Origin of the sequence: Azotobacter bryophylli (assembly GCF_042643485.1) — a bacterium.
GTDB classification, from domain to species: domain Bacteria; phylum Pseudomonadota; class Gammaproteobacteria; order Pseudomonadales; family Pseudomonadaceae; genus Azotobacter; species Azotobacter bryophylli.
Window position 1 is genome coordinate 32,552 of sequence record NZ_JBHRSJ010000007.1, and the last position, 20,373, is coordinate 52,924.

Annotated in this window: 16 protein-coding genes; 11 read left to right on the forward strand and 5 right to left on the reverse strand. The window is 67.0% G+C overall.

Going from position 1 to position 20,373, the window contains the following annotated elements; genetic code table 11:
* The first annotated feature begins 9 nt into the window (after window positions 1–9).
* Window positions 10–1,836, forward strand: a complete 1,827-nt coding sequence (gene edd / locus ACFOJE_RS04235) for a phosphogluconate dehydratase (protein ID WP_377813027.1) — start codon at window positions 10–12, stop codon at window positions 1,834–1,836.
* On the forward strand, window positions 1,833–2,789 hold the full coding sequence (locus tag ACFOJE_RS04240) for a glucokinase (protein ID WP_377813028.1): 957 nt from the start codon (window positions 1,833–1,835) through the stop codon (window positions 2,787–2,789). Before edd ends, ACFOJE_RS04240 begins: the two co-directional genes overlap by 4 nt.
* 7 nt (window positions 2,790–2,796) lie before the next feature.
* On the opposite strand, the gene ACFOJE_RS04245 is transcribed toward ACFOJE_RS04240, so the two are convergent.
* A complete protein-coding gene (locus ACFOJE_RS04245) occupies window positions 2,797–3,672 on the reverse strand; it encodes a MurR/RpiR family transcriptional regulator (RefSeq protein WP_377813029.1) in 876 nt (291 codons plus the stop codon).
* A gap of 174 nt (window positions 3,673–3,846) precedes the next feature.
* Here ACFOJE_RS04245 and pgl point away from each other — a divergent pair, with 174 nt between their 5' ends.
* Both pgl and rluB read left to right on the forward strand, forming a co-directional pair.
* Window positions 3,847–4,563 (forward strand): 6-phosphogluconolactonase, encoded by a 717-nt coding sequence (gene pgl / locus ACFOJE_RS04250; protein WP_377813030.1) that lies wholly within the window; start codon window positions 3,847–3,849, stop codon window positions 4,561–4,563.
* Between the two features lie 145 nt (window positions 4,564–4,708).
* Window positions 4,709–5,938, forward strand: coding sequence for a 23S rRNA pseudouridine(2605) synthase RluB (gene rluB / locus ACFOJE_RS04255; RefSeq protein WP_377813031.1), 1,230 nt, complete (start codon window positions 4,709–4,711; stop codon window positions 5,936–5,938).
* A 43-nt stretch (window positions 5,939–5,981) separates the two neighbouring features.
* Here rluB and ACFOJE_RS04260 read toward each other — a convergent pair whose 3' ends face one another.
* The 4 genes from ACFOJE_RS04260 to ACFOJE_RS04275 all read right to left on the reverse strand — a co-directional run bounded on the left by ACFOJE_RS04260 (window position 5,982) and on the right by ACFOJE_RS04275 (window position 9,624).
* On the reverse strand, window positions 5,982–6,722 hold the full coding sequence (locus tag ACFOJE_RS04260) for a YciK family oxidoreductase (protein WP_377813032.1): 741 nt from the start codon (window positions 6,720–6,722) through the stop codon (window positions 5,982–5,984).
* A gap of 82 nt (window positions 6,723–6,804) precedes the next feature.
* Window positions 6,805–7,476 (reverse strand): N-acetylmuramic acid 6-phosphate phosphatase MupP, encoded by a 672-nt coding sequence (gene mupP / locus ACFOJE_RS04265; protein ID WP_377813033.1) that lies wholly within the window; start codon window positions 7,474–7,476, stop codon window positions 6,805–6,807.
* Between the two features lie 6 nt (window positions 7,477–7,482).
* Window positions 7,483–8,181 (reverse strand): bifunctional 2-polyprenyl-6-hydroxyphenol methylase/3-demethylubiquinol 3-O-methyltransferase UbiG, encoded by a 699-nt coding sequence (gene ubiG, locus ACFOJE_RS04270; protein ID WP_377813034.1) that lies wholly within the window; start codon window positions 8,179–8,181, stop codon window positions 7,483–7,485.
* 105 nt (window positions 8,182–8,286) lie between these two features.
* The gene (locus ACFOJE_RS04275) at window positions 8,287–9,624 is read right to left on the reverse strand and encodes a TRZ/ATZ family hydrolase (RefSeq protein WP_377813035.1); all 1,338 of its coding nucleotides are present in this window, start codon (window positions 9,622–9,624) and stop codon (window positions 8,287–8,289) included.
* A 119-nt stretch (window positions 9,625–9,743) separates the two neighbouring features.
* Here ACFOJE_RS04275 and mtnA point away from each other — a divergent pair, with 119 nt between their 5' ends.
* From mtnA to cmk, 7 genes are all read left to right on the forward strand, one after another.
* Complete coding sequence (gene mtnA, locus ACFOJE_RS04280; protein WP_377813036.1) at window positions 9,744–10,820, forward strand: S-methyl-5-thioribose-1-phosphate isomerase; 1,077 nt, start codon at window positions 9,744–9,746, stop codon at window positions 10,818–10,820.
* 184 nt (window positions 10,821–11,004) lie between these two features.
* The gene (gene gyrA, locus ACFOJE_RS04285) at window positions 11,005–13,818 is read left to right on the forward strand and encodes a DNA gyrase subunit A (protein ID WP_377813037.1); all 2,814 of its coding nucleotides are present in this window, start codon (window positions 11,005–11,007) and stop codon (window positions 13,816–13,818) included.
* Window positions 13,819–13,983: 165 nt separating this feature from the next.
* Entirely contained in the window at window positions 13,984–15,069 is a 1,086-nt protein-coding gene (gene serC / locus ACFOJE_RS04290; RefSeq protein WP_377813038.1) for a 3-phosphoserine/phosphohydroxythreonine transaminase, read from the forward strand.
* Window positions 15,069–16,163, forward strand: a complete 1,095-nt coding sequence (pheA, locus tag ACFOJE_RS04295; RefSeq protein ID WP_377813039.1) for a prephenate dehydratase — start codon at window positions 15,069–15,071, stop codon at window positions 16,161–16,163. Before serC ends, pheA begins: the two co-directional genes overlap by 1 nt.
* A gap of 161 nt (window positions 16,164–16,324) precedes the next feature.
* Complete coding sequence (gene hisC / locus ACFOJE_RS04300) at window positions 16,325–17,437, forward strand: histidinol-phosphate transaminase (RefSeq protein ID WP_377813040.1); 1,113 nt, start codon at window positions 16,325–16,327, stop codon at window positions 17,435–17,437.
* Between the two features lie 43 nt (window positions 17,438–17,480).
* Window positions 17,481–19,685: a bifunctional prephenate dehydrogenase/3-phosphoshikimate 1-carboxyvinyltransferase gene (locus ACFOJE_RS04305; RefSeq protein WP_377813041.1), complete on the forward strand. Its 2,205-nt coding sequence runs from the start codon at window positions 17,481–17,483 to the stop codon at window positions 19,683–19,685.
* A complete protein-coding gene (gene cmk / locus ACFOJE_RS04310; RefSeq protein ID WP_377813042.1) occupies window positions 19,682–20,371 on the forward strand; it encodes a (d)CMP kinase in 690 nt (229 codons plus the stop codon). Before ACFOJE_RS04305 ends, cmk begins: the two co-directional genes overlap by 4 nt.
* Window positions 20,372–20,373: the final 2 nt, after the last annotated feature.

A 20,373-nucleotide genomic window follows, 5' to 3' on the forward strand; every position in this document is an offset into this window, starting at 1 on the left:
GAGTCCGCGATGCATCCCCGTGTTCTAGAAGTCACCCAGCGGCTGATCGAGCGCAGCCGTCCCACCCGTGAGCACTACCTGCGGCTGATGCGCGGCTCGGCCAGCCAGGGCCCGCAGCGCAGCAAGCTGCCCTGCGCCAACTTCGCCCACGGCGTGGCCGGCTGCGAGGCCGGCGACAAGCAGAGCCTGCGCCTGCCGAACCAGGCCGATGTGGCCATCGTCTCGGCCTACAACGACATGCTCTCGGCGCACCAGCCGTACCAGCACTTCCCGCCGATCATCAAGGAGGCGCTGCACGAGGTCGGCTCGGTCGGCCAGTTCGCCGGCGGGGTGCCGGCCATGTGCGACGGCGTCACCCAGGGAGAGGCGGGCATGGAACTGAGCCTGGCCAGCCGCGACGTGATCGCCATGGCCACGGCGGTGGCGCTGTCCCACAACATGTTCGACGCCGCGTTGTGCCTGGGGATCTGCGACAAGATCGTCCCCGGCCTGGTGATCGGTGCGCTGCGCTTCGGCCATCTGCCGTTCGTCTTCGTGCCGGGCGGGCCGATGCCCTCGGGCATTTCCAACAAGGAGAAGGCCGAGACCCGCCAGCGCTACGCCGAAGGCAAGGCCAGCCGCGAGGAACTGCTCGACTCGGAGATGAAGTCCTACCACGCGCCCGGTACCTGCACCTTCTACGGCACCGCCAACACCAACCAGATGCTGATGGAGGTGATCGGCCTGCACCTGCCCGGCGCCTCCTTCGTCAACCCCTACACGCCGCTGCGCGACGCCCTGACCCGCGAGGCGGCGAAGCAGGTCACCCGGCTGACCCGCCAGGCAGGTGAGTACCGGCCGCTGTGCGAGCTGTTCGACGAGAAGGCGGTGATCAATTCGGTGGTGGCGCTGCTCGCCACCGGCGGCTCGACCAACCACACCCTGCACCTGCCGGCCATGGCCCAGGCCGCCGGTATCCGCCTGACCTGGCAGGACATGGCCGACCTGTCCGAGGTGGTGCCGCTGATCGCCAGGGTCTACCCCAACGGACAGGACGACGTGAACCGCTTCCATGCCGCCGGCGGCACCTCCTTCCTGATCCGCGAGCTGCTCGCCGGGGGGCTGCTGCACGAGGACGTGAACACCGTGATGGGCCGGGGGCTGTCGCGCTACACCCAGGAGCCCTTCCTTGAGGACGGCCGGCTGGTCTGGCGCGAGGGCGTGCGCGAGAGCCTCGACGAGAGCGTCCTGCGGCCGCTGGCCCGGCCGTTCTCGGCGGAGGGCGGCCTGCGCATGATGAAGGGCAATCTCGGGCGCGGGGTGATGAAGGTTTCGGCCGTGGCGCCGGAGCACCGGGTGGTGGAGGCGCCGGCCCGGGTGTTCGCCAGCCAGGCCGAGCTGGCCGCCGCCTTCCAGGCCGGCGAGCTGGAGCGCGACTTCGTGGCGGTGGTGCGCTTCCAGGGACCCAAGGCCAACGGCATGCCGGAGCTGCACAAGCTCACCCCCTATCTGGGCCTGCTGCAGGACCGCGGCTACAAGGTCGCGCTGGTCACCGACGGGCGCATGTCCGGGGCCTCCGGCAAGATTCCCGCGGCCATCCACGTCTGTCCCGAGGCCCACGAGGGCGGCCCGCTGGCGCTGGTGCGCGACGGCGACCCGGTCCGCGTCGACGGCGAGCGCGGCGAGCTGCAGGTGCTGGTCGACCCCATCGAGTGGGCGGCGCGGGACAATGAGCCGGCGCCGGGAGAGGGCGGCCTGGGCACCGGGCGGGAACTCTTCGCCTTCATGCGCGAGGCGTTCAGCTCGGCGGAAGAAGGCGCCTGCGTGTTCACCGACCATCTCAAGTCGCTGAAATGAGCCTGGCGCTGGTTGGCGACATCGGCGGCACCCATGCCCGCTTCGCCCTCTGGCGCGACGGCCGCCTGGAGATGCCGCAGGTGCTCGAGACCGCCCGCTTCGCCGGGCCGGAAGAGGCGATCCTGGACTATCTGGTCGGCCAGGGACTGGAGCCCCTGGCGCTGGAGCAGGTCTGCCTGGCCTGCGCCGGTCCGGTCGAGAGCGATCCGTTCCGCTTCACCAACAATCGCTGGCAGATCAGCCGGGCGGCCTTTCTGAGCCGGCTGGGGCTGCGCCAGCTGCTGCTGATCAACGACTTCGTGGCCATGGCCCTGGGCGTGACCCGTCTGCCGGAGAGCGAACTGCTGCCGGTCTGCGCGGGTCAGGGCGAGGCTGGGCGGCCCTGCCTGGTGATCGGCCCGGGCACCGGGCTCGGCGTCAGCGCCCTGTTGCCGGACGGAGCGGGGGGCTGGCGTGCCCTGCCGGGCGAGGGCGGCCACGTCGATCTGCCGCTCGGCACGGACCGCGAGGTGGCGCTGTGGCAGGAGATGCGCCGCGAGCTCGGCCACGTCAGCGCCGAGAGCGTGCTCAGCGGCGCCGGGCTGCTGCGGCTCTACCGGGTCGGCTGCCGGCTCGACGGACTGGCGCCGGAGCTGGAGTCGGCCGCTGCGGTCAGCCGGGCGGCGCTGGCCGGGGACGCCCCGGCGGCGGCCGCGCTGGAGCAGTTCTGCTGCTGGCTCGGGCGGGTCGCCGGCAACCACCTGCTGACCCTAGGCGCGCGCGGCGGGGTCTATCTCGCCGGTGGCATGCTGCCGTGCTTTCCCGGTTTTCTGCAGGCCAGCGGCTTTGCCCGCTGCTTCGCCGACAAGGGGGTGATGAGCCGCTATCTGGACGGCATCCCGGTGTGGCTGGTGACGGCCGAGCAGCCCGGCCTGCTCGGCGCCGGCCTGGCCCTGGAGATGGGCCTGCGCTAGGCGGAGCTCATTCCTCGGCCACGTCGTCGTCGGCCGGGTAGCGGGTCTGCGCCAGGCTTTCCTTGATCTTGCGCAGGTGCGGCCGGAAGTCCACGCCGCGGCGCAGGGTGACCCCGGCGGCCAGCACGTCGAGCACGGCCAACTGGATGATCCGCGAGGTCATCGGCATGTAGATGTCGGTGTCCTCGCGCAGCGGCAGGTTCAGGCTGAGGGTGCAGGCGCGGGCCAGCGGCGAGTCGGCGGCGGTCAGACCGAGCACCGAAGCGCCGTTGCCGCGGGCGAGGCGCGCCACCTCCACCAGCTCGCGGGTGCGCCCGGTGTAGGAGATGATCACGAACAGATCGCCGGTGTGGGCCACCGAGGCGAGCATGCGCTGCATCAGCACGTCGCTCTGGGCGGCCACCGCCAAGTTGAAGCGGAAGAACTTGTACTGCGCGTCCAGGGCCACCGAGGCGGAGGCGCCGAGGCCGAAGAAGTGGATCTGCCGGGCCTGGGTCAGCAGGTCGACGGCCTTGTCGATGAGCTGCGGATCGAGCGTCTTGCAGGTGCTCTCCAGCGAGGCGATGGTGCTGCCGAAGATCTTGCGCACATAGGCCTCGGGCCGGTCGTCGGCCTCCACCGCTTGGCTCACGTAGGCGGCGCCGCCGACCAGGCTCTGCGCCAGCTGCAGTTTCAGGGCCGGATAGCCGCTGACGTTGAGGGTGCGGCAGAAGCGATTGACGGTCGGCTCGCTGACTCCGGCCGCCTGGGCCAGGGCCGCGATGCTGCAGCCGGTCGCCTGCTGCGGGTCCTGCAGGATGATCTCGGCCACCTTGCGCTCGGCCTTGTTCAGGTCGTCGAGGCGCTGGCGGATCTGCTCAAGGAGATTTCTCATGTCGTCCATGTCTCTTTAGAAGAGGGGCCTGCGAGCACGGCGACAACCGACGCCGGACTACCATGTAGTCATATAACAACATTTCTTCTTGAATGCGTGGGATGGAACCCCTATCTGTTCTTTTATGACGTGAAAACCAAATGTAAAGCCTGCAAGACCCAATGACGGAGAATGGAGTCCGATATGGCGATCTATGAAATCGAAATGCCTTCCGGCGTGATCGCCCACAGTCTGGCGGATGCCGAGCGCCATGCCCTGGCGATGGCCGAGCACGTGGCCCAGGCCCTGCGTGCGGCCATCTCCACCCGCGGGACGGCGACCCTGGTAGTGTCCGGCGGGCGCAGCCCGGCGCGCTTCTTCGAGCGCCTGTCGGAGCAGGAGCTGGACTGGGACAAGGTGCTGATCAGCCTGGCCGACGAGCGCTGGGTGCCGACCGACGATCCGCAGAGCAACGCCGGCCTGGTGCACCGCCACCTGCTGCGCGAGCAGGCGGTCAGGGCGAAGTTCATCGGTCTGTACCAGCCGGCCGTTTCCCTCGAGGCCGCGGCGCACATGGCCAACGAGGCACTGGCACTGCTGCCGATGCCGATCGACGTGCTGGTGCTGGGCATGGGCGAGGATGGCCACACCGCGTCGCTGTTCCCCGGCAGCCCGAACCTGGCCGCCGCCCTGGACCACGACTGCCCGCGCCGCTGCTTGCCGATGCTGGCGCCGAGCGAGCCCAGCCAGCGCCTGAGCATGACCCTGCCGCTGCTCGACTCGGCGCGCCTGGTGCTGCTGCCGATCGAGGGCGAGGCCAAGCTGGCGACCCTGCGCGCGGCGCTGGCCGGCAACGACGCCATGCAGATGCCGATCCGCGCCTTTCTGCATTCCCCGCTGGAGATCTACTGGCGTCCCTGAGCAGCGTGCCGGTCCGCAGGCGTCCGCTTCCTGCCGGCTGCCCGATGGGGCCGGCAGGGGGCCAACCGGTTCGTGCGCCGGCTCGGCGATGCGCGTATGATGCGCGCCCCATTCAATCGGAACTGTCACACCGGGAGGTGCCCAGATGACCGAACACGAAGAAAACACTCCACACATCGCCCATGGCGAGAAGCTGCAGAAGGTGCTGGCGCGCATGGGCGTCGGCTCGCGGCGTGAAGTCGAGAGCTGGATCGGCGAGGGCCGGGTCAAGGTCAACGGCGTGGTCGCCACCCTCGGTCAGCGCGTCGAGCCGGCCGATGCCATCGCCCTCGACGGCCGTCTGCTCAAGCGCGAGGCGGCCGCCGAGACGGTGCGCCGGGTGCTGATCTACAACAAGCCGGAAGGCGAAATCTGCACCCGCAACGATCCGGAGGGACGGCCGACCATCTTCGACCGCCTGCCGCGCCTGAAGGAAGGCCGCTGGATCAACATCGGCCGCCTCGACATCAATACCACCGGACTGCTGCTGTTCACCACCGACGGCGAGCTGGCCAACCGGCTGATGCATCCCTCGTTCGAAATGGATCGCGAGTACGCCGTGCGCGTGCGCGGCGAGGTCACTGAGGACATGCTGGAAACCCTGAAGAACGGGGTGATGCTGGAAGATGGCCCGGCACGCTTCACCGACATCAAGGAAGCGCCCGGCGGCGAGGGTCTGAACCACTGGTTCCACTGCGTGGTGATGGAAGGCCGCAACCGCGAGGTGCGCCGTCTGTGGGAGACCCAGGGCGTAGTGGTGAGCCGGCTGAAGCGGGTGCGCTTCGGGCCGGTGTTCATCACTTCCGACCTGCCCATGGGCCGCTGGCGCGAAATGTCCCAGGCCGAGGTGGACATCCTCAGCCGCGAGGTGGGGCTGGAGCCCGTGCAGTTGCCGGCGATGAAGGAGAAGTTCCGCGAAAAGATCGAGCGTCTGCAGCGCAAGGCGTCCAAGCCGCTGAGCCGAAGCGAACGGCCGGCGCGGGTGCTGCGGCCGGCCCTCGACGAGGCGCCTGCGGAACGCCGCCCGGCGGATGGCCGCCCCGCGGATCGCCGTCCGACGGAGCGCCGCTCGACCGATGGCCGTCCTTCCGATAAGCGCGGCGGTTCGCGTCAGCCGCGGGAAGAGAGCGGCGCACGCGGCGGGCGGGGCAAGGGCACGCCGGTCGCCGAGCGGCCGAGCGATGTGAACCGCAAGCCGCGTCCGGGCAAGCCCCGCGGCGAGCGGGCGGAAAACGAGCGGAGCGAACGTCCGGCCCGCAAGCCCGCCCCGGCCAAGCATCGCAGCGCTCCTGCCGGCGAAGGCCAGCGCCCGGGCTTCGGACGCACGCGACCCTGAGAACGGAAAGGGGCGAGCCGCCTTGGCGTCTCGCCCCTCTCGCTCACTGGGCGTCGAAGGCCTTGCCGTTCACGCCCTTGCTGTCAGGCCCCATCAGATACAGATAGACCGGCATGATCTTCTCCGGCGCCGGACGGCTGCTCGGGTTCTCGCCGGGATAGGCCTGGGCGCGCATGTCGGTGCGGGTGGCGCCGGGGTTGACGCTGTTGGCGCGCACCGAGCAGGTACCGTCGACCTCGTCGGCGAGTACCTGCATCAGCCCTTCGGTGGCGAACTTCGACACCGCGTAGGCGCCCCAGTAGGCGCGGCCCTTGCGGCCGACGCTGCTGGAGGTGAACACCACCGAGGCGTCCTCGGACAGCTTGAGCAGCGGCAGCAGGGTACTGGTGAGCATGAACATGGCGTTCACGTTGACCTGCATGACCCGCATGAAGTTGTCGCCCGAGAGCTGCTCCAGCGGCGTGCGCGGGCCTAGGATGGAGGCGTTATGCAGCAGGCCGTCGAGGCGGCCGAACTCGGTCTCGATGGTCGCCGCCAGTTCGTCGTACTGGTGCGGCAGGGCGGTTTCCAGGTTGAAGGGAATCACCACCGGCTGCGGATGGCCGGCGGCCTCGATCTCGTCGTAGACCCGGTTGAGGTTCTCCTCGGTCTTGCCCAGCAGCAGCACGGTGGCGCCGTGGGCGGCGAAGGTCCTGGCGGCGGCGGCACCGATGCCGCGTCCGGCGCCGGTGACTAGGATGACCCGGTCTTTCAACAGGTCGGGACGGGCGGAATAGTCAAACATCGCTAACCTCTCTGTTCGTCGAGGGTTCCAGGCAGCAGTCCGGGAACCCGCAAAGGTGGCGGTACGGATTCTGTGGGGCGGCTCAGCAGGAGCACAGCGCCCGTTCGAGCACCTGGCGCAGTTCCAGCGGATGCTCCACCACCACGTCGGCGCCCCAGTGACCGGGGTTGTCGTCCGGGTGGATGTATCCGTAGCGCACCGCGGCGGTGCGGGTGCCGGCAGCACGGCCGGATTCGATGTCGCGCAGGTCGTCGCCGACGAACAGCACGCTGGCCGGCTCCAGGTCGAGGCGGCTGCAGGCCAGCAGCATGGGCTCGGGATCGGGCTTGCTGCGCTTGACGTGGTCGGGGCAGATCAGGATCGACGAGCGTTCCGCGAAACCCAGGCGCTGCATGATCGGCTCGGCGAAGCGCAGCGGCTTGTTGGTCACCACTCCCCAGAGCAGGCGGGCCCGCTCGATGTCGGCGAGCAGTTCGGCCATGCCCTCGTAGGGGCGGGTGAGGACCGCGCAGTGCTCCTGGTAGCGTTCGAGGAATTCCAGGCGCAACGGCTCGAAATCGCGGGCAGAAGGATCGATGCCGAAGGCGGTCATGATCATCGCCTGCGCACCGCCGGAGACGACGTTGCGCACCAGGACCTCATCGGCCGGCGGCAGGTCGCGATCGGCGCGCATGGCCTGGATCACGGCGATGAAGTCCGGCGCCGTGTCGAGCAGGGTGCCGTCCATGTCGAAAAGTACTGCTCTCAACCTCATGGGCGGTCATTCCTCGCGCAGGGTCTGGATCATGTAGTTGACGTCGACGTCCGATCCCAGCTTGTACTGCTTGGTCAGCGGGTTGTAGGTCATGCCGACGATGTCCTTGACCGCGAGGCCGGCGGAGCGGCACCAGGCGCCCAGCTCGGAGGGGCGGATGAATTTCTTGAAGTCGTGGGTACCGCGCGGCAGCAGCTTGAGCAGGTACTCCGCGCCGACGATCGCCAGCAGGTAGGCCTTGGGGTTGCGGTTGATGGTCGAGAAGAACACCTGGCCGCCCGGTTTGACCAGGGTATGGCAGGCGCGGATCACCGACGCCGGATCGGGCACGTGCTCGAGCATCTCTAGGCAGGTGACCACATCGAACTGGCCGGGCATCTCTGCCGCCAGATCCTCCACGGTGATCTGCCGGTAATCCACCGAGACCCCGGATTCCAGCTGGTGCAGGCGAGCCACGGACAGCGGCGCCTCGCCCATGTCGATGCCGGTCACCGTGGCGCCGCGCTGGGCCATGCCCTCGCTGAGGATGCCGCCGCCGCAGCCGACGTCGAGCACCTTCTTGCCGGCCAGCCTGACGTGTTCCTCGATCCAGTTGACGCGCAACGGATTGATGTCGTGCAGGGGCTTGAACTCGCTTTCCCTGTCCCACCAGCGGTAGGCCAGGGCTTCGAATTTGGCGATTTCGGCGTGGTCGACGTTGCTCATGTTGGTTCCATCGGTTTCGAACTCAAACTCTGGATGATCGCATGTTGCCAGTTCGGCCGCTGCTGCGAATCATCCGCCCTGTGGCGCTTTGCTGCATCCCGCGAATCACTGTCCAGCGTCGAGGCCGCTGATCTTCCTGCTCCAGCCGCGAGCCCTGTCCTTCAGTTCCTCTTCGTCCATGCGCGTCAGCCGGCCGTCCTCGAGCAACTGCTTGCCGCCGACCCAGAGGTGTTTGACGCAATCCCGGCTGCTGGCGTAGATCAGCTGCGATACCGGATCGTAGATCGGCAGCTGGTGCAGGCCGGAAATGTCGAAGGCGACCAGGTCGGCCGACTTGCCCGGCTCCAGCGAGCCGATCTCGGCGTCCAAGCCGAGAGCTCGGGCGCCGTTGAGGGTGGCCATGCGCAGCGCCCGGTGTGCGTCCAGGGCGGTGGCCGAGCCGGCGACCGCCTTGGCCAGCAGGGCAGCGGTACGGGTTTCGCCGAGCAGGTCGAGATCGTTGTTGCTGGCGGCACCGTCGGTGCCTATCGCTACGTTGACGCCCGCTTGCCAGAGGCGCTCGACCGGGCAGAAGCCGCTGGCCAGCTTGAGGTTGGACTCCGGACAGTGGATGACGCTGCTGTTGCTCTCCACCAGCAGGGCGAGGTCCTCGTCGCTCACTTGGGTCATGTGCACGGCCTGGAAGCCCGGGCCGAGCAGGCCGAGCCGGGACAGGCGGGCGAGGGGGCGCTCGCCGTGGCGCTCGAGGGCCTGTTCGACCTCGCAGGCGGTTTCCTGAACGTGCATCTGGATGTTGGCGTCGAGCTCTTCGGCCAGCACGCGGATCTTCTCCAGGGTGTCGTCGTTCACAGAATAGGGCGCATGGGGGCCGAAGGCGACCTTGATCCGCGGATGGAGCTTGAGGTCGTCGAACAGGGCGACGCCCTTGCGCAGCGACTCGTCGCTGTCGCGGGTGCCCGGGGTGGGGAAGTCCAGCACCGGCACGCAGAGCTGGGCGCGGATGCCGCTCGTGTGGATCCGCTCGCTCGCCACCTCCGGGTAGAAGTACATGTCGGAGAAGCAACTGATGCCGCTCTTGAGTTGTTCGGCGATGGCCAGTTCGGTGCCGTCCCGGACGAAGATCTCGTCCACCCAGCGCGACTCCGCCGGCCAGATGTGGTTCTGCAGCCAGGTCATCAGTGGCAGGTCGTCGGCCAGGCCGCGGAACAGGGTCATGGCCGCGTGGCCGTGGGCGTTGACCAGGCCGGGTGCCAGCAGCATGCCGGGCAGTTCGCGGACTTCCCGGCTCGGATGACGTAGGGCGGTCTCGCGGGACGCGATCAGGGCGATGCGTCCGTCCCTGATGCCCAAAGCGTGATTTTCGAGCACAACGCCGGCGGGCTCGACCGGCACCAGCCAGGTCGGCAGGAGCAGGAGGTCGAGCGGTTCGTTGGCGTCAGGCATGATCGGGTCCTTATATCGGCTATTTCAAAAACGGCGGCAGTATACCGGAGCGTTGTTCTCGGTCGCTCGTTATAATCCCCCGCTTTTTCGTTTATTAAACGTGATGTGAGGTGTATGCCATGCGCGAGCGTTTGCTGGCGGCGGAGAAAATCAAGGCCATAGATTGGCGGGGCGACACTTTGCACTTGCTCGACCAGCGTCTGCTGCCGCTGGAGGAAAGGTGGCTGGCCTACGACTCGGCTGCGGGTGTGGCCCAGGCGATCCGTGACATGGTGGTGCGCGGCGCCCCGGCGATCGGCATCGCCGCGGCCTATGGCGTGGTGCTCGGCGCACGTACCCGTCGCGCTTCAGGCGGCGACTGGCGTGCGGGCCTGGAAGAGGACTGCCAGCTGCTGGCCGCTTCCCGGCCGACCGCGGTCAACCTGTTCTGGGCGCTGAATCGCATGCGCGAGCGACTGGAGCGCCTGAGGGAGGGCGAAGACGCCCTGGCGGCACTGGAAGCCGAAGCCATCGGCATCCACGAGAGCGATCGCGAGGCCAATCTGACCATGGCCCAGCTCGGCGTCGATCTGATCCGCAAGCACCAGGGCAGCCCTCAGGCCCTGCTGACCCACTGCAACACCGGCGCCCTGGCGACCGGTGGCTTCGGCACCGCCCTCGGGGTGATCCGCGCGGCTCATCTCGATGGGTTGGTCGAGCGGGTCTACGCCGACGAGACCCGTCCCTGGCTGCAGGGCGCGCGGCTGACCGCCTGGGAGCTAGCGGAGGAGTGCGTGCCGGTGACCCTCAACGCCGATGCCGCCGCGGCCCATCTGATGAAGACCCGGGGCATCACCTGGGTCATCGTCGGTGCCGACCGCATTACCGCCAACGGCGACGTGGCCAACAAGATCGGCACTTACCAGTTGGCGGTGGTTGCCATGCACCATGGCGTGCGCTTCATGGTCGTGGCGCCCAGCTCGACCATCGACATGTCGCTGGAAAGCGGCGAGGACATCCCCATCGAGGAGCGCGACGGCCGCGAGCTGCTGGAGGTCGGTGGTCGGCGCGTGGCGGCGGAGGTGGAGGCGGTCAATCCGGTGTTCGACGTCACCCCGGCCGACCTGATCGACGCCATCGTCACCGAACGCGGGGTGGTCGAGCGGCCCACCGCGGAGAAGCTGGCGGAACTCATGAGCCGCAAGCGCCTGCACTGAGTGACGGGGTGGGGCCGCCTGCCGCTCGTGCGTCCGGCGGCCGCTTTCGCTGCCGGCTGGTGCTGGTACCTTGGTGCGATTATCTGGCGGCACCTCGCCGCTCCGGCGCTTCCGGCGCCGGTCTGTGTTACTATCCCGCGCTTAATTGCGGGACCACGCTGACGATAAAAGGAATCCGGCTTCCATGGGCGAACTGGCCAAAGAAATCCTACCGGTCAATATCGAAGACGAGCTGAAACAGTCTTACCTCGATTATGCGATGAGCGTGATCGTCGGGCGAGCCCTGCCGGATGCCCGCGATGGTCTCAAGCCTGTGCACCGGCGCGTGCTGTTCGCCATGAGCGAGCTGGGCAACGACTGGAACAAGCCGTACAAGAAATCCGCCCGTGTGGTCGGTGACGTGATCGGTAAGTACCACCCCCACGGCGACACCGCGGTGTACGACACCATCGTGCGCATGGCCCAGCCCTTCTCCCTGCGCTACATGCTGGTCGACGGCCAGGGCAACTTCGGTTCGGTGGACGGCGACAACGCCGCGGCCATGCGTTACACCGAAGTACGCATGGCCAAGCTGGCCCACGAGCTGCTGGCCGATCTGGACAAGGAAACCGTCGACTGGGTGCCCAACTACGACGGCACCGAGCAGATCCCGGCGGTCATGCCGACCAAGATTCCCAACCTGCTGGTCAACGGCTCAAGCGGCATCGCCGTGGGCATGGCCACCAACATCCCGCCGCACAACCTGGGCGAGGTGATCGACGGCTGCCTGGCACTGATCGACAACCCCGAGCTCTCCGTCGACGATCTGATGCAGTACATTCCCGGTCCGGATTTCCCGACCGCAGGCATCATCAATGGTCGCGCCGGGATCATCGAAGCCTACCGTACCGGTCGCGGCCGCATCTACATCCGCGCCCGCGCCGAGATCGAGGACATCGACAAGTCGGGCAACCGCCAGCAGATCGTCATCACCGAGCTGCCCTACCAGCTGAACAAGGCGCGACTGATCGAGAAGATCGCCGAGCTGGTCAAAGAGAAGAAGATCGAGGGCATCACCGAGCTGCGCGACGAGTCCGACAAGGACGGCATGCGCGTGGTCATCGAGCTGCGACGCGGCGAGGTGCCGGAGGTGATCCTCAACAACCTCTACGCCCAGACCCAGCTGCAGAGCGTGTTCGGCATCAACGTGGTGGCCCTGGTCGACGGCCAGCCGCGCACGCTGAACCTCAAGGACATGCTCGAAGTGTTCGTCCGTCACCGCCGCGAAGTGGTGACCCGTCGCACCGTGTTCGAGCTGCGCAAGGCCCGCGAGCGTGGGCACATCCTTGAGGGCCAGGCGGTCGCGCTGTCCAACATCGACCCGGTGATCGAGCTGATCAAGACCTCGCCGACCCCGGCCGAAGCCAAGGAGCGCCTGGTCGCCACCGCCTGGGAGTCCAGCGCCGTGCAGGCGATGGTCGAGCGCGCCGGCGCCGACACCTGCCGTCCCGAGGACCTCGATCCGCAGTATGGCTTGCGCGAGGGCAGGTACTACCTGTCGCCGGAGCAGGCCCAGGCCATCCTCGACCTGCGCCTGCACCGCCTGACCGGCCTGGAGCACGAGAAGCTCCTGGCCGAGTATCAGGAAATCCTCGTCCAGATCGGCGAGCTGATTCGTATCCTGACCAGCCCCCAGCGTCTGATGGAAGTGATCCGCGAGGAGCTGGAAAAGGTCAAGGCCGAGTTCGGCGATGCGCGGCGCACCGAGATCGTCGCCTCCCAGCAGGATCTGACCATCGCCGACCTGATCACCGAAGAAGAGCGCGTGGTGACCATCTCCCACGGCGGCTACGCCAAGAGCCAGCCGCTGGCCGCCTACCAGGCCCAACGCCGCGGCGGCAAGGGCCGTTCGGCCACCGGCGTGAAGGACGAGGATTATGTCGAGCACCTGCTGGTCGCCAACAGTCACGCCACTCTGCTGCTGTTCTCCAGCAAGGGCAAGGTCTACTGGCTGCGTACCTTCGAGATTCCCGAGGCCTCGCGCACCGCGCGCGGCCGGCCGCTGATCAACCTGCTGCCGCTCGACGAGGGCGAGCGCATCACCGCCATGCTGCAGGTCGATCTGGAAGCCCTGCAGCAGTCGGGCGGCGAGGACGACCTCGACAACGAAGCCCTGGTGATCGAAGGCGAGGTGGTCGAGGCTGTCGAGGCCACCGAGGAGGCCGAGGGCGAAACCGCCGAGCTCGTCGCCGAGCCGACCGGCGCCTACATCTTCATGGCCACCGCCTTCGGTACGGTGAAGAAGGTGCCGCTGGTGCAGTTCAGCCGTCCGCGCAAGGCCGGTCTGATCGCCTTGGATCTGGTCGAGGGCGACACCCTGATTGCAGCCGCCATCACCGATGGCGCCAAGGAGGTCATGCTGTTCTCCGATGCTGGCAAGGTGATTCGCTTCGCCGAGAGCGTGGTGCGCACCATGGGGCGCAATGCCCGCGGTGTGCGCGGCATGAAGCTGGGCAATGGCCAGCAGCTGATCTCCATGCTGATTCCCGAGTCGGGCGCGCAGATCCTCACCGCCTCCGAGCGCGGTTACGGCAAGCGCACCCCGCTCTCCAAGTTCCCGCGCCGCGGTCGTGGCGGCCAGGGGGTGATCGCCATGGTCACCAACGAGCGCAACGGCAAGCTGATCGGTGCCATCCAGGTACAAGAAGGCGAGGAGATCATGCTGATCTCCGACCAGGGCACCCTGGTGCGCACCCGGGTGGACGAAGTCTCCTCGCTGAGCCGCAATACCCAGGGCGTCACCCTGATCAAGCTGGCCAGCGACGAGAAACTGGTGGGCCTGGAGCGGGTGCAGGAGCCTTCCGAAGAGGACGTCCAGGACGAGGTGGTGGCCGGCATCGACGAAGCGTCCCTGGAAAAGGAGCTGCCGGTGGTGAGCACCGAGCCGAGCAAGGACGAACTGCTCGGCGGTGGCGGCGACGTGCCGTCGGACGTGGTGCCGACCGACAGCGAGGATTGACGGTCGCGGGTGGGAGCGCATCGCCCCGAGGTCGGGCTCCCACGCCAGCGGGTTCGGTTTTGCCTGTAGGAGGCGCGCCCTCGCGGCGATACGCGGGAGCGTCAAGACTGCGTTTCCACGCCTGGCGTGGGAGCGATCTGAAAAAAGAGTGTGAGAGATAACGACGTGAGCAAACGCGCCTATAACTTCTGCGCCGGCCCGGCCGCGCTTCCCGAAGCTGTCCTGCTCCGCGCCCAGGCGGAACTCCTCGACTGGCATGGCAAGGGCCTGTCGGTGATGGAGATGAGCCATCGCAGCGACGAGTATGTGGCCATCGCCGAGAAGGCCGAGCAGGACCTGCGCGATCTGCTGGCGATCCCCTCCAACTACAAGGTGCTGTTCCTGCAGGGTGGCGCCAGCCAGCAGTTCGCCCAGATCCCGCTGAACCTGTTGCCGGAAGGCGGCGTCGCGGACTACGTCGACACCGGCATCTGGTCGCGCAAGAGCCTCGAGGAGGCGCGCCGCTTCGGCAACGTCAACCTCGCCGCCAGCGGCAAGGTCTGCAACTATTTCGATATTCCCGCGCAGAGCGAGTGGCAGCTCACCAAGGGCGCCGCCTACCTGCACTATGCCTCCAACGAGACCATCGGCGGCGTGCAGTTCGACTGGGTGCCCGAGTCGGCCGAGGTGCCGCTGGTGGTGGACATGTCCTCCGACATCCTGTCGCGGCCCATCGACGTCTCCCGTTACGGCCTGATCTATGCCGGCGCGCAGAAGAACATCGGTCCGAGCGGCTTGGTGGTGGTGATCGTCCGCGAGGATCTGATCGGGCACGCCCGCGCGGCCTGTCCGACCATGCTCGACTACAAGGTCGCCGCCGAACACGCCTCCATGTACAACACTCCGGCGACCTTCTCCTGGTACCTCTCCGGGCTGATCTTCGAGTGGGTCAAGGAGCAGGGTGGCGTGGCGGAGATGGAGCGGCGCAACCGGGCCAAGCAGGAGCTGCTCTACCGCTTCATCGACGGCAGCGACTTCTATTCCAACCCGGTCGCTCCCGCCGCCCGCTCCTGGATGAACATCCCCTTCCGTCTGGCCGACGAGAAGCTGGACAAGGCCTTCCTGGCCGGCGCCGAAGAGCGCGGCCTGCTCAACCTCAAGGGACACCGTTCGGTCGGCGGCATGCGCGCCTCCATCTACAACGCCGTCGGTCTCGATGCGGTGCAGGCCCTGGTGACCTACATGGCCGAATTCGAGAAGGAGCGCGGCTGATGTCCGAGCAGGAGCTCAAGGCGCTGCGGGTACGCATCGACAGTATCGACGAGAAGCTCCTCGAACTGATCAGCGAGCGTGCCCGCTGTGCCCAGGAAGTCGCTCGGGTCAAGATGAAGGAGCTGGTCGAAGGCGAGCAACCGGTGTTCTACCGGCCCGAGCGCGAGGCCTGGATCCTCAAGCGGATCATGGAGCGCAACCCGGGGCCTCTGGGCAACGAGGAGATGGCGCGGTTGTTCCGCGAGATCATGTCCACCTGCCTGGCCCTGGAGCAGCCGCTGAAAGTTGCCTACCTGGGGCCGGAGGGCACCTTCTCCCAGGCGGCGGCGCTCAAGCACTTCGGCCATGCCGTTATCAGCCAGCCGATGGCGGCCATCGACGAGGTGTTCCGCGAGGTGGTCGCCGGCGCGGTGAATTTCGGCGTGGTGCCGGTGGAGAACTCCACCGAAGGTGCGGTCAGCCATACCCTCGACTGCTTCCTCGAGCATGACATCGTCATCTGCGGCGAGGTCGAGCTGCGCATTCACCATCATCTGCTGGTGGGCGACACCACCCGGACCAACAGCATCACCCGGATCTACTCCCACGCCCAGTCTCTGGCGCAGTGCCGCAAGTGGCTGGACGCCCATTACCCGAACGTCGAGCGGGTGGCGGTGTCGAGCAACGCCGAAGCGGCCCGGCGGGTGAAGAACGAGTGGAATTCGGCTGCCATCGCCGGCGACATGGCGGCGAGCCTCTATGGACTGACCCGCCTGGCGGAGAAGATTGAGGACCATCCGGACAACTCCACGCGCTTTCTCGTCATCGGCAACCAGCAGGTACCGCCGACCGGCGATGACAAGACCTCGATCATCGTTTCCATGAGCAACAAGCCGGGCGCGCTGCACGAGCTGCTGGTGCCGTTCCACGAGAACGGCATCGATCTGACGCGCATCGAGACTCGCCCTTCGCGCAGCGGCAAGTGGACCTACGTGTTCTTCATCGACTTCATGGGCCATCAGCAGGACCCGCTGGTCAAGGCCGTGCTGGAGAAAATCAGGGAAGAGGCCGTGGCGCTGAAGGTGCTGGGCTCTTATCCGCGGGCGGTGCTGTAAGCAGGGCTTCGTTGCGGCCGGGGTGCTGCTCCACGCCGGCCGCCTTGACTCGTCGGAAGCGTGCGGCGCCGCCGGTTCCCAGACATGGCCTTGCCCGGTCCTCCCTCCCGGAGGAGAGGATCGCCGTCAGGGCGCAAGAATTAGGATCACAGAGGTTCACCATGAGTTGCGATTTCCTCGCCCTGGCCGTTCCGGGCGTGCAGAAACTGTCCCCTTACGTGACCGGCAAGCCAATCGACGAACTGGCCCGCGAGCTGGGTATCGCGCCGGCCGACATCACCAAGCTGGCCAGCAACGAGAATCCCATGGGGCCGAGTCCCAGGGTGCTGGAGGCGATCCGTTCCGAGCTGGCTGAGCTGACCCGCTATCCCGACGGTGCCGGCTATGAGCTGAAGAGCCGCCTGGCACGTCAGTGCGGGGTCGAGATGGCTCAGGTGACCCTGGGCAACGGCTCCAACGACATCATCGATCTGGTCGCCCGCGCCTACCTGGCGCCCGGGCTGAATGCGGTTTACAGCGCCCACGCCTTCGCGGCCTATCCCATCTGTACGCAGGCGGTCGGTGCACAGAGCCATGTGGTTCCCGCCATCGACTACGGCTATGACCTCGAAGGCATGCTCGAGGCCATTGACGAGAACACCCGCGTGATGTTCATCGCCAACCCGAACAACCCGACCGGCACCTGGTTCGGGCCGCAGGCCTTGGAGCAGTTCCTCGCCCGCGTGCCGAGCAATGTGCTGGTCGTGCTGGACGAGGCCTATATCGAGTATGCAGAAGGCGACGAACTGCCGAACGGCCTCAACTACCTGAGTCGCTACCCGAACCTGCTGGTTTCGCGGACCTTCTCCAAGGCCTACGGTCTGGCCTCCCTGCGCGTCGGCTACGCCCTGTCGAGTCCGCAGGTGGCCGACGTGCTCAATCGTGTGCGCCAGCCGTTCAACGTCAACAGTCTGGCCTTGGCTGCCGCCTGCGTCGCGCTGGAGGATGCCGCCTACCTGGCGGAAGGGCGGCGGATCAACGATGCCGGAATGCTCCAGCTGGAAGCGGGGTTTCGCGAACTGGGGCTGACCTGGATCCCCAGCAAGGGCAATTTCATCGCGGTGGATTTCGGCCGGGATGCGGCGCCGATCAATGCGGCCTTGCTGCGCGAAGGGGTGATCGTGCGACCGATCGGCGGTTATGGATTGCCGACCTTCCTGCGTGTATCCATCGGCCTGCCGGAAGAGAACGCCCGCTTCCTCGTCGCATTGAAGAAGGTTCTCGCAAGTGTCTGAAGACCTCATTCGGCCTGTCGCTTCGACGCGACGGGGCACGCCCATGATCGGTCGCCTGGTGGTGGTGGGGCTGGGCCTGATCGGCGGCTCTTTCGCCAAGGGCGTGCGCGAGCGCGGCCTGTGTCGCGAGGTAGTCGGTGTGGATCTCGACCCGCAGACCCGCTCCCTGGCGGTCGAGCAGGGCGTGGTCGACCGCTGCGAAGATCTGGCGACGGCCTGTCGAGGTGCGGACGTGATCCAGTTGGCAGTCCCCATTCTGGCCATGGAAAAACTGCTCGGCGTGCTCGCCGGGCTCGACCTGGGAGAGGCAGTGTGCACCGATGTGGGGAGCGCCAAGGGCAGTGTGGTGCGTGCGGCTCGCCGCGCCTTCGCCGGCCGGGTACAGCGCTTCGTGCCCGGACATCCCATCGCCGGCTCCGAACGGAGCGGCGTGGAGGCGGCCAATGGCGATCTGTTCCGCCGCCACAAGGTGATCCTGACCCCGTTGGAGGAAACTGAACCCGAGGCGCTCGAGCGGGTCGACCGCCTGTGGCGGGCGCTCGATGCGGATGTCGAGCACATGCAGGTCGAGCACCACGACGAGGTGCTCGCCGCCACCAGCCACCTGCCGCACCTGCTGGCCTTCGGACTGGTGGATTCGCTGGCCAAGCGCAGCGAAAACCTGGAGATATTCCGTTACGCCGCCGGCGGTTTCCGCGATTTCACGCGAATCGCCGGCAGCGATCCGGTGATGTGGCACGACATCTTCCTCGCCAACCGCGAGGCCGTGCTGCGCACTCTCGATGCATTTCGCAGCGACCTCGACGCCCTGCGGGCCGCGGTCGATGCAGGGGACGGGCATCAATTGCTTGGCGTGTTCACCCGCGCCCGTGCTGCCCGTGAGCATTTCAGCAAGATACTGGCCCGTCGGGCCTATGTGGATGCCATGCAAGACAACGACCTGATTTACCTGGCCCAGCCGGGCGGTCATGCCAGTGGACACATCCGTGTACCGGGTGACAAATCCATTTCCCACCGCTCGATCATGCTCGGCTCGCTGGCCGAGGGCGTGACCGAGGTGGAAGGTTTTCTCGAGGGCGAGGACGCGCTGGCCACCATCCAGGCGTTCCGAGACATGGGGGTGGTCATCGAGGGGCCGCATCATGGTCGCGTGACCATCCATGGGGTCGGTCTGCATGGCCTGCAGGCTCCGCCCGGACCGCTCTATCTGGGCAACTCCGGCACCTCCATGCGCCTGCTGTCCGGCCTGCTTGCCGCCCAGCCGTTCGATACCGTCCTGACGGGCGACGCTTCGCTCTCCAAGCGGCCGATGAATCGCGTGGCCAAGCCCCTGCGGGAAATGGGTGCCGTGATCGAGACCGGCCCGGACGGCCGGCCGCCGCTGACCATTCGCGGGGGACGGAAACTGACCGGCATGAACTACGACATGCCAATGGCCAGCGCCCAGGTGAAGTCCTGTCTGCTGCTGGCCGGGCTGTATGCCGCCGGCGAAACCTCGGTAACCGAGCCGGCGCCAACGCGCGACCACACCGAGCGCATGCTGCGCGGTTTCGGCTATCCGGTGCGCGTCGAAGGGCGGAGCGCCATCGTCGAAGGCGGCCACAAGCTCAGTGCCACCCGGATCGAGGTGCCGGCGGACATTTCCTCGGCGGCGTTCTTCCTGGTGGCGGGAAGCATTGCCGAGGATTCCGAGCTGCTGCTGGAGCATGTCGGCATCAACCCGACCCGTACCGGGGTGATCGACATACTCAAGCTGATGGGGGCCGATATCGCCCTGGAAAACACCCGGGAGGTCGGTGGCGAACCGGTAGCCGATATTCGCGTACGCAGTGCCAAGCTCAAGGGTATTGAGATTCCCGAAGATCTGGTGCCGCTCGCGATCGATGAATTCCCCGTGCTGTTCATCGCCGCCGCCTGTGCCGAAGGTCGCACCGTGCTGCGTGGCGCCGAGGAATTGAGGGTCAAGGAGTCGGACCGTATCCAGGTAATGGCAGACGGGCTGCAGACGCTCGGTGTCAAGGCGGAGCCGACTGCCGATGGCATCGTTATCGAGGGCGGTCCGATCGGCGGCGGCGAAGTCTACAGCCATGGCGACCATCGCATCGCCATGTCCTTCAGCATCGCCTCGCTACGGGCAATGGCGCCTATTCGCATCCATGATTGCGCCAACGTCGCTACCTCCTTCCCGAACTTCGTCGAGCTGGCCTGGCATGTCGGTATTCGCGTCGGTGAGGAGGGTGGGGTATGAGAGTTCGCCCGACAGTGATCACCATCGACGGCCCCAGCGGTTCAGGAAAGGGGACCGTTGCCGGGCTGTTAGCCACAAAGCTAGGGTGGAAGCTGCTCGATTCGGGGGCTTTGTACCGTCTGCTCGCCTTTGCTGCGCGCAATCATGGCGTCGACCTGACCAATGAGGAGGCCCTCAAGGTCCTGGCGGCCCATCTAGATGTGCAGTTCATCACCGCTCCCTCGCATAACGCGCAGCAGATCATCCTCGAAGGCGAGGATGTGACCGATGCGATCCGCAACGAACAGGTCGGTGCTGGGGCTTCCCAGGTCGCGGCGCTGCCGGCGGTGCGCGAAGCCTTGCTGCAGCGTCAACGTGCCTTCCTCGAAGCCCCGGGACTGGTGGCCGACGGTCGCGACATGGGAACGGTGGTCTTCCCGGAGGCGCCGTTGAAGATCTTTCTCACCGCTACGGCTCAGGAGCGCGCCCGGCGGCGCTATCTGCAGTTGAAGGGAAAGGGGCATGATGCTAATCTGTCCAGTCTGCTAGATGAGATCAGCGAGCGTGACGAGCGCGACAGCAAGCGTGCCGTAGCCCCGCTCAAGCCGGCGCCCGACGCGATTCAGTTGGACTCTACGGAACTCTCGGTCGAGCAGGTGCTGGAACACATCATGAGCGAAGTCGCCAGGCGCGACCTCGTCGGATGATG